10 protein-coding genes and 1 pseudogene are annotated in these 13,651 nt (G+C 64.2%); 2 read left to right on the plus strand and 9 right to left on the minus strand.

Translation table 11 applies throughout. The features are described 5' to 3' along the window. Positions 1-71: 71 nt before the first annotated feature. The 5 genes from M3I53_RS19960 to M3I53_RS19980 all read right to left on the minus strand — a co-directional run bounded on the left by M3I53_RS19960 (position 72) and on the right by M3I53_RS19980 (position 5,525). On the minus strand, positions 72-1,148 hold the full coding sequence (locus M3I53_RS19960) for a sn-glycerol-3-phosphate import ATP-binding protein UgpC (RefSeq protein ID WP_254317600.1): 1,077 nt from the start codon (positions 1,146-1,148) through the stop codon (positions 72-74). Positions 1,149-1,173: 25 nt separating this feature from the next. Continuing rightward, positions 1,174-2,019, minus strand: a complete 846-nt coding sequence (gene ugpE, locus M3I53_RS19965) for a sn-glycerol-3-phosphate ABC transporter permease UgpE (RefSeq protein WP_254317601.1) — start codon at positions 2,017-2,019, stop codon at positions 1,174-1,176. Further along, positions 2,019-2,900 (minus strand): sn-glycerol-3-phosphate ABC transporter permease UgpA, encoded by an 882-nt coding sequence (gene ugpA, locus M3I53_RS19970; RefSeq protein ID WP_254317602.1) that lies wholly within the window; start codon positions 2,898-2,900, stop codon positions 2,019-2,021. Before ugpA ends, ugpE begins: the two co-directional genes overlap by 1 nt. A gap of 311 nt (positions 2,901-3,211) precedes the next feature. Further along, positions 3,212-4,453 (minus strand): NAD(P)/FAD-dependent oxidoreductase, encoded by a 1,242-nt coding sequence (locus M3I53_RS19975; protein WP_254317603.1) that lies wholly within the window; start codon positions 4,451-4,453, stop codon positions 3,212-3,214. A gap of 163 nt (positions 4,454-4,616) precedes the next feature. Then, complete coding sequence (locus M3I53_RS19980) at positions 4,617-5,525, minus strand: transporter substrate-binding domain-containing protein (protein ID WP_254317604.1); 909 nt, start codon at positions 5,523-5,525, stop codon at positions 4,617-4,619. Positions 5,526-5,873: 348 nt separating this feature from the next. Here M3I53_RS19980 and M3I53_RS19985 point away from each other — a divergent pair, with 348 nt between their 5' ends. Then, complete coding sequence (locus M3I53_RS19985; RefSeq protein ID WP_254317605.1) at positions 5,874-6,398, plus strand: nucleoside 2-deoxyribosyltransferase; 525 nt, start codon at positions 5,874-5,876, stop codon at positions 6,396-6,398. Between the two features lie 46 nt (positions 6,399-6,444). Here the strand turns inward: M3I53_RS19985 and M3I53_RS19990 are convergent. The 4 genes and pseudogenes from M3I53_RS19990 to M3I53_RS20005 all read right to left on the minus strand — a co-directional run. Next, positions 6,445-8,028, minus strand: a pseudogene (locus M3I53_RS19990) (S10 family peptidase); the annotation flags it as partial. A gap of 226 nt (positions 8,029-8,254) precedes the next feature. After that, on the minus strand, positions 8,255-9,892 hold the full coding sequence (locus M3I53_RS19995) for a protease pro-enzyme activation domain-containing protein (protein ID WP_254317606.1): 1,638 nt from the start codon (positions 9,890-9,892) through the stop codon (positions 8,255-8,257). Positions 9,893-10,257: 365 nt separating this feature from the next. After that, on the minus strand, positions 10,258-11,148 hold the full coding sequence (gene galU / locus M3I53_RS20000; RefSeq protein WP_254317607.1) for a UTP--glucose-1-phosphate uridylyltransferase GalU: 891 nt from the start codon (positions 11,146-11,148) through the stop codon (positions 10,258-10,260). A 265-nt stretch (positions 11,149-11,413) separates the two neighbouring features. Further along, positions 11,414-11,557: a hypothetical protein gene (locus tag M3I53_RS20005; protein WP_165979327.1), complete on the minus strand. Its 144-nt coding sequence runs from the start codon at positions 11,555-11,557 to the stop codon at positions 11,414-11,416. Between the two features lie 200 nt (positions 11,558-11,757). Between M3I53_RS20005 and M3I53_RS20010 the strand changes: the two genes are divergently transcribed. Further along, on the plus strand, positions 11,758-12,942 hold the full coding sequence (locus tag M3I53_RS20010) for an acyltransferase (RefSeq protein WP_254317608.1): 1,185 nt from the start codon (positions 11,758-11,760) through the stop codon (positions 12,940-12,942). The last annotated feature ends 709 nt before the right edge of the window (positions 12,943-13,651 follow it).

The following is a 13,651-nucleotide window of genomic DNA, read 5'->3' on the forward strand; positions in this document are numbered from 1 at the left end:
TACGACAATCGGGACCGCGGCGAGCGCCGCTTTCGCGCGCAGTCCGCGGTATTGGCGCCGGCAGGCGCGGCCTAGCCCAAACGCTTGCCTGTAGCCGGATCGAAGAAATGCAGGCGCGCCGGCGGCAGGTGCACCGCCAGCCGCTCGCCGGGCGTGGGCCGCGTTTCGTGCGGCAGGCGCACCACCACATCCGCGCTGCCCCAGCGGCCGTGCGCGAGGTTGTCCGCGCCGAGCAGCTCACAGGTCTCGACTTCGAGCGTGACGGGCTCGTTGGCGCCGCGCGCGTGCATATGCTCGGGGCGCACGCCCAGCACGCAATCCGCGCCCTTGGGCAGCCAGGCCGGCGCATCGCCAAGCGGCAGATGCGGCCCGTTGCCCGCGATTTCGAAGCGCCGGCCGTCGTCGCTCACGCGCCCGCGCAGCAGGTTCATGGCCGGCGAGCCGATGAAGCTCGCCACGAACATCGAAGCGGGCCGGTCGTACACTTCGCTCGGCGTGCCGATCTGCTCCGCGCGCCCGCCGTTGAGCACCATCACGCGCTGCGCGAGCGTCATCGCCTCGATCTGGTCGTGCGTGACGTACAGGCTCGTCGTACGCAAACGCGCATGCAGACGCTGGATTTCAAGGCGCATCTGCACGCGCAGCTTCGCGTCGAGGTTCGAGAGCGGTTCGTCGAACAGAAACACCGAAGGCTCGCGCACGATCGCGCGGCCCATCGCCACACGCTGACGCTGGCCGCCCGAAAGCTCGCGCGGCTTGCGCTCCAGCAGCTTGCCCAGTTCGAGGATTTCGGCGGCCGCCGCCACGCGCGAGTCGATCGTCGCGCGGTCGAGCCCCTGCAGCTTGAGGCTGTAGCCCATGTTGCGCGCGACCGTCATGTGCGGATAGAGCGCGTAGTTCTGGAACACCATGGCGATGTCGCGATCCTTGGGCTCCACGCGATTGACCACCTTCTCGCCGATGGCGATCTCGCCCGACGTGATCGTTTCCAGCCCCGCGACCATGCGCAGCAGCGTGGACTTCCCGCAGCCCGACGGGCCGACGAGCACCATGAATTCGCCGTCCGCCACCTGCACGTCGATGCCGTGCAACACCTGTTGCTCGCCGTCGTACGACTTCGTGACGCCCCGTATGCTCAATGCCGCCATGCCGTCCCCCGAATTGCATCCATGCTCATTTCTCCACGTCCACGAGGCCGCGCACGAACCAGCGCTGCATGGCCAGCACCACCACGAGCGGCGGCAGCATGGCGATCATCGTCGCGCACATCACGAGATGCCATTGTGTCGCCGCGTCGCCGCTCGAAATCATGCTCTTGATGCCCACCACGGCGGTCGTCATCGAAGCCGTGCTCGACATGAGAATCGGCCACAGATACTGGTTCCAGCCGTAAATGAACGTAATGACGAACAGCGACGCGATGTTCGTTTTGGAAAGCGGCAGGACGACGTCCCAGAAGAAACGCAGCGGCCCCGCGCCGTCGATACGCGCGGCCTCGATCAGCTCGTTCGGCAGCGTGAGGAAGAACTGGCGGAACAGAAACGTGGCCGTGGCCGAAGCGATGAGCGGCAGCGTGAGGCCCGCGTAAGTGTTCGTGAGGCGCAGCGTGGCCGCGACTTGCACCGTGGGGAAAATGCGCACTTCCACGGGCAGCATGAGCGTCACGAAGATCAGCCAGAACGCGAGACGCCGGAACGGAAACCGGAAAAACACGATCGCATAGGCCGAGATGATCGATATGGCGATCTTGCCCACCGAAATCACGAGCGCCGTGATGACGCTGTTCATGAGCATCACGCCGAACGGGCTCGCCGCGCTGCCCGTGCCCACGTTCCATACGGTGGCCATGTTCGCGAACAGATGGGTACTTGGCACGAGCGAGAGCGGCACCGAGAAGACTTCTTTCTCGTTCATCGTGGCGGCGCAGAACGCCACGTACACGGGAAAGGCCACCACCGCCACGCCGAGCAGCAGCATGACGTGGCAGAACAGGTTGAAGTATTTGCGGTTCTCGACCATCAGTACTGCACCCGTCGTTCGATAAAGCGGAACTGGAAGATCGTGAGCGCCGTCACGATCACCATCAGCACGACTGACTGCGCGCCCGAACTGCCGATGTCGAGGCCCCGAAAGCCTTCGTCGAAGATCTTGTAGACGAGCGTGCGCGTCGCCTGGCCAGGGCCGCCGCCCGTAGCCGCATCGATCACGGGGAAGGTGTCGAAGAGCGCGTAGACCACGTTCACCACGAGCAGAAAGAAGCTCGTCGGCGAAAGCAGCGGGAACGCAATGCCGAAGAAGCGCCGCACGGGGCCCGCGCCGTCGATGGCGGCCGCCTCGAAAAGCGATTGCGGGATCGACTGCAGGCCCGCGTAGAAGAACAGGAAGTTATAGCTGATCTGCTGCCAGACCGATGCGATCACAACGAGCGCCATGGCCTGGCCGGGGTTGAGCGCATGGTTCCACGTCACGCCGAAGCGTGCGAGCGCGAAAGTCACGAGGCCGATGCTCGGGTTGAACAGAAAGCCCCACAACACGGCGGCAATGACGGGCGCGACCGCATACGGCCAGATCAAAAACGTTTGATAAAAGCGCTTGCCGCGCGTCACATGGTGCGCCATGGCTGCCAGCAGCAGCGAAATGGCGAGGCCGCCGAACGTGACGAGCGCCGTAAACACGAGCGTCGTCTGCACCGAGGCCAGATAGAGCGGATCGTGCAGGAGCCGCGTGAAGTTGGCGAAGCCGACGAAGACCGACGACGTGCCGAAGGCGTCCTGGGCCTGGGTGGACTGCAGGAGCGCCACCCCGGCCGGCCACAGGAAAAAGATCACGGTCACCGCAAGCTGCGGGCCGACGAGCAGGTACGGCAGCAGGCTCGCCCCAAAGCGGGAGCGTTGTTCCATTGCGTCACTCTCCTCGAGTGGCGGCGTTCGGACGGGCGTGAACACCGGTTGGCGCGGCTTGTTGATCGAATTGAGCCGCCTCATGGGCGGCGCCGCGCTCGCATTCTAGCCGAGACTCGTGACAATACGGGTCAAAGCGCGGGTCAAAGCACGGGACTGGGGGCCGCCCTCGGGCGGCGGGAGCGGGATTGACGCGGGAAGGTATAGGGTGAGAGGGCTGCGCGGCGGGTCGATCGGGCGCGCAGCGTCTTCCGGTCGGCGAAAGTAACGGGAAGGTCACCGTCCCCTGACTTCATCGCCAGGCTCGCCGCTCAGGCGAGCGCCGCCGTGGCGAATTTGCCCATGTCCGTGGCCGGATCGCGCAGCGCATCGAGGTCGAGCTTCACGCCCTTGCCCACGAGCTTCTTGCCGCACAGGAAATCGGGCATCGAATTGACGGCGTCGACCGCGAGCAGCACGCGATCCTTCAGGTAGTACACCGCGAAGCGCCGCGCTGCCGGGTCGCCGCGCACGATGGCCTCGTCATAGCCTTCGAGCAGGCCCACCGTCTGCAGCTTGAGGTCGTACTGATCGGACCAGAACCAGGGCGCGTCGCAGGCAGGGCGCGGCTTGCCGACGATCGCGGCGGCCGCGAGCTTCGCCTGCTCCACCGCGTTGTGCACGCTTTCCAGGCGCCCCGCGCGGCCATAGTGCGCAAGCGGCCGGTGCGCGCAATCGCCGATCGCGAAGACGTCCGGGTCGCTCGTGCGCGCGTCGTCGTCCACCTGAATGCCGTTGGCGCACGCGATGCCCGCCGCTTTCGCGAGCGCCTCGTTCGGCAAGATGCCGATGCCGACCAGCGCGAGTGTGGCGGGGACGATCTCGCCGTCCGCCAGCTTCACGCCGGCGAGCTTGCCGCCCTCGCCCACGAGCGCCTCGATCTTCACGTTCAGCCGCAGTTCCACGCCTTGCGCGCGATGCTCGCTCGCGTAGAACGTGGAAACGGTCTCGCCCGTCACGCGGCCCAGAACGTGCGGCGCGGCTTCGAGCACCGTGACCTCGTGGCCGAGCTGGCGCGCCGCCGCCGCTGCTTCGAGGCCGATATAACCGGCGCCGATCACCACGAGCTTTTCGCCCGGCTTTACGCGCTCGCGCAGCACGTCGGCGTCGGCGAGCGAGCGCAGCGCGACCACGCCCGCGAGATCGTGGCCCGGCACCGTCAACGCGCGCGGCGTCGAGCCGGTGGCGAAAATCAGCTTGTCGTATCGAAGCTGGCTGCCGTCGGCGAGCGTGAGCGTGCGGCTCGCGCGGTCGAGCGACTGCGCGCTCGCGCCGAGCTTCAGCTCGATGCGCTGCTCGTCGTAGAACGCGCGTGGTTTGAGCCACAGGCGCTCGACGTCGGCCTCGCCCTTCAAATAGGCCTTGCTGAGCGGCGGCCGGTGATAAGGCGGCACCGGTTCTTCTCCGACCAGCACGACGCGGCCGCCAAACCCGTATTGCCGCAGCAGCGCCGCGGCGTTGCCGCCCGCGTGCCCTGCCCCAACGATCACCACAGTGCTGCCGTCTTCTTGCATGTCAGTTCCCGCTTTTCCGCTTTCTACCCGTTAATTCATTTATCGCGCGCATCGGCGCGCCGCGACTCATACGCGCGCTGGAAGCCTCGCGCCTATGGGCCGCCCGCGCCGTCCGCCGCGTCAGGAACGAGATCATCTCATGGTTCGCGCTTGCACAAGGCAATCAGTCGAAGGCGCGGTCGTTCGGCGCGGCATAGAGCGCGCGCAGATGTTCGCTCATCGGAAACTCGAAATTCACGCCCTTGGGCGGCACCGGTTTCTCGAACCACTTCGCGTACATCGCATTGATTTCGCCGCTCTTCATGAGCGCCGCCATCGTGTCGTTCACGAGTTGCCGGAAGTCGGGGTCGCCGTTTCGCATCATTAAGGCATAGGCCTCCGACGACTGCGGCGTGCCCACGATCACCCATTCGGAGGCCTTCGCCGTGAGCGAGCGCGTGCCGGCGAGCAGCACGTCGTCCATCATGTAGGCCACTGCGCGGCCCGACACGAGCGTGGCGCGCCCCTCGGCATAATCGCGCGCGCTGATGATACGCATGTTCATCTGCTTGTCGACGTTCATGCGCCGCAAGATGCGCTCGGACGTCGTGCCCTGGTTCGTGAGCACCGTCTTGCCCGCGAGATCGGCGAAATCGTGAATGCCCGAGTCCTTGCGCGTGAGCAGGCGCGTGGTTGCGACGAAGAACGTATTGGAGAAGCTCACCTGGGCCTGGCGTTCCTTCAGGTTCGTCGTGACGCCGCACTCGAGGTCCACGGTGCCGTTCTGTACGAGCGGAATGCGGTTTTGCGAAGTGACGGGAATGAAACGCACCTGCAGGTTCGGTCGGTTCGTCCTGAGCTTGACTGCGTCGATCACCTTGTCGCAGATGTCCTGCGAAAAGCCGATCACCTGGTGGTCGCCGATCACGTACGAGAACGGCACCGAGGTCTCGCGATAACCAATGGCGATGATATTCGCCGAGCGGATCTTCTCGAGCGTAGGCTGCGCGACCTGGGCGGCCGCCGGCTGCAGCAGACAGAGACACGGCGCGATGGCCCCGCAAGCCAGCGACAGCAGCTTCAGTCGGTTCATGGGTCGGTCCTTGTCGTCACGCTTCGTCTCCCGGAGCTGTTTCGCGCGGTCGAAGCATACTATTTGTCGCCACAATCGATCATCGCGCAACATGCGGGAAAGACCAGACGCTTCCCGAGATGTTAAGCCGATCATGAAATAAAGCAGCGAACATGGCCGCCGCTTTTCATCGCTCATGCAGCGCAATCGCCACGCCGGTGCATGAAGAAATCGTAGCGAAAGGCAACAAATGTTGTCAATCGTTTGTAAGCAACAGGAAGACGCGCGGAACGTCGCCGGCCCCGGACCAGGCGCTAGAATCGTCGAACCGGGTCTCGACGAACCCCTTGCACTGGAGGACCGCGCGCCATGAATTCGACCCCGCTGCCCCGCCGCTCGCGCGTGTATCTCGCCGGCTTCGACGTCTTCCGGCGCGACGCGCTCGAGCACGGCGCACGCCTTGTCGCCGCGTGTGCGGAATTCGGCTTCGAGGGCGTCTATCCGCTCGACGCGCAAGCGCCCGCGGACCTCGACGGCCCGCGCCAGGCCGCGTGGATTTATCGCGCGAATGTCGAATCGATCCGCGCCGCCGATATCGTGATGGCAAACGTCAACGACTTTCGCGGACCCGGCGAACCCGACTCCGGCACCGCCTTCGAGATCGGCTATGCGGCCGCGCTAGGCAAGGAAATCTGGGCCTACTCATCCGACGAAGGCACGCTCATCGAACGCGTGCCTTCCATGCCCGACGCGCAGGGGCGCGTGTGCGAGCGCGGCTATCTGGTGGAGGATTTCGGCCTGGCGAAGAACCTGATGATCGCGTGCGCGGCGCGCCTCGTGCAGGGCGACGCGCGCGCGTGTCTCGAAGCCATGGCGCAGGGGCGCACGCCATAACCGCGTGAACGCGCGTCCAGCGCGTGCGCCGACGCCAGCGAAAAGGTCAATGATGCATGGTGCTCATCGTGCTCATGCGCTGGAGCGCGCGGATGCGCGCCACCGCGGGACGGTCCGTCACGGCGACTTGATAGAGCTTCGCGACATCGGCCTTGAGCGCCGTGCGTGAGCCGGCGTCGAGATACACCATGTGCCCAGAGGGATAGAAACGCGCGCTCAGGTTATCGCGCACCTTCTGGTCGAGCAGCGGCATCTTCTGCAGGTCGATCACGGTCTGGTAGAACGGCGTGACCAAGTCGTAGTAGCCGTTCGCCGACAGCACGCGCAAATCCGGATTCAGCGCCATCACCGCCGCGAGATCGCCGGCCGTGTAAAGCACGATATTGCCCTGCGCGTCCACGCCTTTTTGCGCACCCGTCGGGTCGATATGGCCGAAGTTCCAGTTCTTGAACGCCTGGTCGTTCAGGTCTGTGAACGACGAGTTCGTGCGGAACTTGAGCTGCTCGTTCAGGTAACTGTTCCACATCGCCGTATAGACGCCGCTCACCGCCGTCATGGTGGGATCGTTGCCGCCCGAGTTGGGGTCGATGTTGCCGGCAATGCCCGTGTCGATGGCGGTCACGCGGCCGTCGTACGAGCCGAGCGCCACGCCCTTGTCCTTCAGGAGGGAGATCAGAAAAAGCGAATTGCCATGGCTGTCGTACGAGGCGATGTCGAGATTCCAGGACTCCAGCGTTTGCGTGTCGATGCCCGTGTATTGCGACAAGGTCTTGAGCGTGGCAGGAATGCTCTTGTCGTTCGGATCGGGAAACTTCGAGAGCGCCTGCAGATAATCGGTGCGCGCGAATTGCGCGACCTGCGCGGCGAACGCCTGCAAGTCCTTCGGCGCGGGCGTCACGCCGAGGCGCTTGTGGTACCACGCGTCGGCGGCCGCCGTGGGCAGCGCGCCCACCGGATTCCCGCTTTGCGTGTAATCGAGAATCGACGACTGCAGCGTGATGCCGTTCAGATCCACGCCGTCCTCGTGCAGCCGATAGGCCAGCACGCAACTGCGCGCCGTGCCATACGACTCGCCATAGAGAAACTTCGGCGAATTCCAGCGATCGTTCGCCGTGAGGTAGCGCTTGATGAACTGCTTGAGCGAATCCGCATCTTGATCCACGCCCCAGAAGTCGCGGTTGTGATGCGGCGCGATCGCGGCCGAATAGCCCGTGCCCACCGGATTGATGAAGATGAGGTCGCTCTTGTCGAGCAGGCTGTCCGGATTGTCTTCGAGCGTATAGGGCGCGGGCGGCGTGAAGCCCGGCATCGAGGTCTTGATGCGCTTGGGCGCGAACGAGCCGAGCAGCACGAACACGGAAGACGAGCCCGGTCCGCCGTTGTAGAAGAACGTGACGGGACGGTCCTGCGCCTGCACGCCGTCCTTCGTGAACGCCACGTAGAAGATCTTGGCGTCGGGCTGCGAACTGCTCGGATCGACGGTCACGAGGTGACCCGCCGTGGCCGTATAGGCGATGACTTCCTTGCCGATCTGGATGGCGTGATGCGTGATCGCGGCGTTCTCTGTCATGTCGGTGACGAAGTCGTCGGGACCGTTGCCGTAAGCGGTGGGGTCGAAGCAAGGCTGATCGGGCTGGGAGCGATGCTTGCCGTTGCCGCTCGCGGGGTTGTCCCCTTGAGCGCCGCCGTTGCCCTTGGTGGACTGCGCTTCGTCGTTCATGTCGTCTCCACTTTCTGTGTGTTTGCGTTTGAGACAGTGAATGCAACTTCGAATGCAACCTCGCATGCAACCCGCATCGCGCCCGCCGCTTGATTCTCGCGCTCAGCTCGCGTCGCGTTGGTGCGCCGCGCTCATCCTACGCCGAGCCGAGCGCGGTTGCCACCTTGCTGCCCACCGGCGTGCCGAGGCCCGTGCAGGCGTCCCAGCCCGGCGCCGCGGAGAAGTCGCCATTGCTGCCGCTCGTCACGTCGTTGAAGGCGCCGGGCTGCGCGTAGAGCTTCGCGTTCGCGAAGCCCACGGGCGTGCCGCGCGCCGCGTTGATACGCGCGATCAGCGCCGCCCACAGCGGCGCGACGGCGCTCGTGCCGCCTACCACCGTATCCGCGCCCGCCACACGCACTTCGTAGCCCGTGGCGGGATCGGCGTCGGCCGCGACGTCGGGCACGCCGCGCCGCACCAGCGCGCCCGCCCCGCCGCTGCCACGCACGACGCGTAGGCCTTTTTGCCAGTCCGGCAGCGCGAACGTCGCGCTTACGCCGCCGCCGGTCGCGCCGTTCTCGCCTTCGCTCCACACGGTTTCCTGCGAGATGCGGCCGTTCGACGCCGCGATGTGCGTGCCGCCGCAGCCGAGTGCATAAGGGCTCGACGCCGGAAAGTCGACGTGATCGGCGCCGTCGCTCACGCCGTCCGACGAGCCGCTGTCGCCCGAAGCGGCGCACACGGTCACGCCGAGCGCGACTGCCGTTTGCAGCGCATCGTTCAGCGCGCCGAGCGTTTGCTGCGACCACGCCGACTCCGGCGCGCCCCAGCTGATCGAGATGACTGAAGGCTTACGCTGGCTGTCGTGCAGCGCGGCGCTCACCGCATCGACGAAGCCCGCCTCGCTGTTCGGCGCGAAATAGACGGCGATGAGCGCCCCGGGCGCCAGCGCACCGGCGATCTCCACGTCTAGCGTGACCTCGGCGTCGGGGCCGTTGGGGTCGCCGGTCGGCGCGTTTGTCGCCTGATCGACGGAGACGTCTTCCACGCGCGGCGCGCTCACGCCCAACTCGCTGAAATACGCGCTGAGGTCCGCCGTGTCGTAGCCGCCGCCCATTTCGATGAGAGCGATGCACTGGCCGCTGCCGTCGCCGGCGGGAAAGCTGTAAAGCTCCGCGAGCTGCAGCGGCGTGAAAGATCTGGTCACCGCGCGCGCGGCGCGGATTGGCGGGCGGATAGAGGCGCCCGGTGCGCCCGGCGCGTCTGCCGGCGCGTTGGCAAGACTCGTCGGCACTATGCGAAAGTGCGGCTGCGCCTTCGCGCGATTGTCGAGGCCCACCACGGCGGTGACGACCTCATGCATGTCTTCGGGCAAATGCAGTGGGCCGCTCGGCTGGTGAAAGTGATGAGTGGTTTTGCCGACCTGATGCTCGAAACGCTGCAGATCGATACCGAAGGCCGCGTTGTACTGCTGCACCGTGCCCGAGAGCACGACGCGGCGCGCCGAGCCATCGGCCTGATCCACGGTGAGCCCATGCGCGCTCGCGAACTGCTCGACACGCTCGATGTCGGCAGCACTGGCGCCAAAGCGCCGCTCGTATTCCTCGCGCGAAACCGGCTGCGCGGCGGGATCGTTGGCGGCGAGCCGGTCCACCAGCTCATGAAATTCTGCCGACGCCTGACGCCGCAGGATCAGCACGATCCTGAAGCGCTCCGCCGGATCGCAAGCGCCGATGCCCTGCGCGCCGGCGGGCGCGGGATGTTCACTGCCTGCCACGGGAAGGTGCCTGGTCATGGCCGGTTGCTCCTCCTTGAAGCGCGTGCCTGGATTCTGGCCTTGGGACACGCGTTGAATGACGGGAGTTCCGCGCGTCAAACCGGCTCGGAATGCCGTACAAAATCGTTGGGATATTCACGCAGCATGGCCGCCGCACGAGCGGGCCGCCACGCAGCACGAACGCAAACGACGCGCTGTGCGCATTCGGCATGCCCACCGGAACCGTTATACACCGGTGACGATTGCAAAGTTGTCACGGCGACGCGGGAAGGCAAGGTCGCGGAGAGTGTAGGGGAGGTGATGCAATGATGGGCGAAACGCGCGCGGGCGTCGGGCCCGCGCGCTTGAAGTACCCCGTAGCGTGGTTGTGCCGCTATGGAGTTTTATGCCGCCGCGGGCAGCGCCGCCGGGAGATGCGCTTGCAGATACGCTTCGAACTCGTCCTTGACCTCCGGATGGCGCAGCGCGAACTCCACCGTCGCCTTGAGGTAGCCGAGCTTGCTGCCGCAGTCGAAACGCGTACCCATATAGCGGTACGCGAGAACCTGTTCTTCGGTGAGCAGCGACTGCAAGGCGTCGGTGAGCTGAAGTTCGCCGCCTGCGCCCGGCTTCAGCGCGCGCAGATGTTCGAAGATCGTGGGCATCAGCACATAGCGGCCGACCACGCCGAGATTTGACGGGGCGACTTCCGGCGCCGGCTTCTCGACGATGCCCGAGAGCTTGAACACATCCTCTTCCCACTCGCGGCCGTCGACGATGCCGTACGACGCGCTGTTTTCACGCGCGATCGATTCGACGCCGACCACCGAGCTGTGATAGTGGTTGAACGTGTTCACGAGCTGCTTCATGACGGGCGTGGGGCTGTAGAGCAGGTCGTCCGCGAGAATCACGGCGAACGGTGAGCCGCCCACGAGCTTTTCCGCGCACAGCACGGCGTGGCCCAGACCGAGCGCCTCGGCCTGGCGCACGTAGAAGCAGTCCACATTGGCAGGCTTGATGCTGCGAACGACGTCGAGCAGCTTTTGCTTGTTGCGGGCTTCGAGTTCGCATTCGATCTCGTAAGACTTGTCGAAATGGTCTTCGATCGCGCGCTTGCTGCGGCCGGTCACGAAGATCATTTCGGTAATCCCCGCAGCGATCGCCTCTTCCACCGCGTACTGGATGAGCGGCTTGTCGACGATCGGCAGCATTTCCTTGGGGCTCGCCTTGGTGGCGGGCAAGAAGCGCGTCCCAAGGCCTGCAACAGGAAATACCGCTTTGGTTACTTTCAGCATGATGTCCATTCCCAGATCGTTCGTTTGAGTCTCGGTCTCGCAGCGAGGCAAGCCGACTTCCCCGAGGTTCTGCCGTGGCAGATTCTTGTATTGAACAAGATTGTGTAGCGCCTTTCACGGAATAAAAAAAGGCCAATAAATTCGATTACGCGATTCCAGCATAACAACGGAAATTATTGCCATTCATACCGGATAATTCCAGACAGATCGGCATGAATTTCCTGCTCGGGTCCGGTGTCAGTGACGCGTCTTGTTCGGGCGCAGTCTACTCCGCTTCGTCGACGGGCGGCAATGCTCCGGAGCGCGTGCGTGCGCGCCGGATGGGCTCATTGCGCAATGCCTCGCGATACGCGGACACCCCCACGAGTATCAACAGCACGGCCACGCCGGCCAGCAAGTGCAGGTTCATCGGATTCTCCAGCGACCATAGTCGATCACGCTCAAACTAGCATTCCAAATTCGATAAATAAACCGCTTTGTTTTTCAATCCATTTATTTCTCCATTTCTCATTTCCGCGCGAATACATTTTGAAAATCTTTTGCTTACTTCCCTCGCGCGCGCGCCCCTAAGATCGCCGGGTACTCTCCCCCAAGGACCGGCTGACACCGATGAGCGATCCCGTACTCCAAACCGCGATGCGGCCTGCATCCGCCCTGCCCGCCGCCGCTGCCCCTGCAGCGCGGCCGGTGACCGCGGCCCGCGAGCTTGCCGGCGAGCATCTGATCGAAGCCCTGCGTGGCTTTGCGGCCTTGCTGGTGGCCTATTTCCATTGCCGCCAGGTCACCTGGATCGGCATGGGCGCGTTTCATCAGCTGCACGCCAGCCTCGCGAGCCCCGGCACGCTTGCCGCGTGGCTCACGTTCCCCATTGCGTGGGGATCGGCGGGCGTGCCGATTTTTTTTGTCATCAGCGGCTATTGCATTCACCGCAGCGGCGCGGCGCGGCTCTTTTCGAACCCTGACTTCCGGCTCGACGCGCGGCAGTTCTGGCTGCGGCGTTTCGTGCGCATCTATCCCGTGCTGCTCGCCGCGTTGCTGCTCACCCTCGCAGTGGATTCGGTCAGCCTCTCGCTGCTTCCGGTAAGCCACAAGATCAACGAGATCGGGGCGCGCGATTTCTTCGTGAACCTGTTCTCGCTGCAAGGCGTGGCCGGTAAAACGTATGGCTCGAACGGCGCGCTCTGGACCCTTTCGCTCGAAGTGCAGTTCTATCTGCTGTACCCACTGCTCTTTGCTGCGCGCCGCCGGTTTGGGTTGAACGTCGTGCTCGCTGCCGTGGCCCTCATCAATGTCGTTTCCGCGTTGACGTTGGAGCAGCATGACGTCATCGTTTTCACTTCGTACTGGTTCTCGTGGATGCTTGGCGCCTGGATCGCCGAAGTGCGTTTGCGCGGGTCTTCTGGCTTTCGGTTCGCCTATCCTGCTGCGGCGCTCTTTGCCGTCGCCGGTTGCGTGGCGTTTCACTTCGGGCAGTTTGGGGCGTTTCAGCTTTGGGCCTGCGCTTTCGCCTGCTATCTCGTCAAGGCGCTTGCGCGGCCTGCGCCTGCTTCCCCTGGCTTTCTGCAGTCGCTGTTCTCCAGGATTGGTGACTTCAGCTACTCGCTCTATCTCATTCACTTGCCGCTTTTTGTGTTGCTCGGATCGCTGCTGTTCCGCTCCGCGCTGCAGACTTCGATATGGCCTTCGTTTGGGTTTACGCTGGCCGTGATTCCCGTTGCCTGGGTGTTCTATCAGCTATTCGAGAAGCCTGCGCTTCATGCTGCTGGTCGGCTTAGGAAGCGGGTTGTCGCTTGAGCTTGGCTTTTGGCTGCTTTGGCCTTTTCCTGTTTTCGCGTCGGTATGCATGCGTTGCCCCTGTGCGGGGCGGCACCTACTTTTCTTTGCAGCCGCAAAGAAAAGTAGGCAAAAGAAAGCGGCTCAAACCGCCAGCGCCTGCCACAGTTCATATCTCGCCGTTAATGGTGAATGGCTCCGGAGCGTCTGTCGCCTCGCACCACCCAACTGAGTGACAAGGCAGTCATTCATCCCGCTGCTCGCTACGCGCGCTGCGGTCGGGTCTGCATGGGAAACCGCGGGGGCATTATCAGGCTTCGCGAGAATGCGCGCGCACCAAAGGGTTTTCGGTTATGCCCCACGGCGCGCGGAGCGCCGCCGGAAGGATGAGCGCCTTGTCACAACCCTTGAAGGTGCGAGATGCCAGACGCTCCGGAGCCATTCACCATGTACGGCGAGATGTGAACTGTGGCAGGCGCTGGCGGTTTGAGCGGCTTTCTTTGCCTACTTGTATATTGCTTACTGCGTCTGGAAACTGATCCTTTCCTTTCGCAGGAAGCGGTAGCCCGTTTGTCCTTCAAGGGCTCGCAGCCCGAAAGAAAGCTGGTGGCGCCGCTTCCACTTACCGCTCCGAACCCGGACAGTTGACTGAGCCTCGAGCTCGTATTTCTGCAAGTATGGGTGCTGTGGTGAACCAAATCCAATCTTCTTCCGTTTCCCCCTTGTTCGT

The organism is Paraburkholderia sp. CNPSo 3272, from assembly GCF_024206495.1.
Taxonomy (GTDB): Bacteria; Pseudomonadota; Gammaproteobacteria; order Burkholderiales; family Burkholderiaceae; genus Paraburkholderia.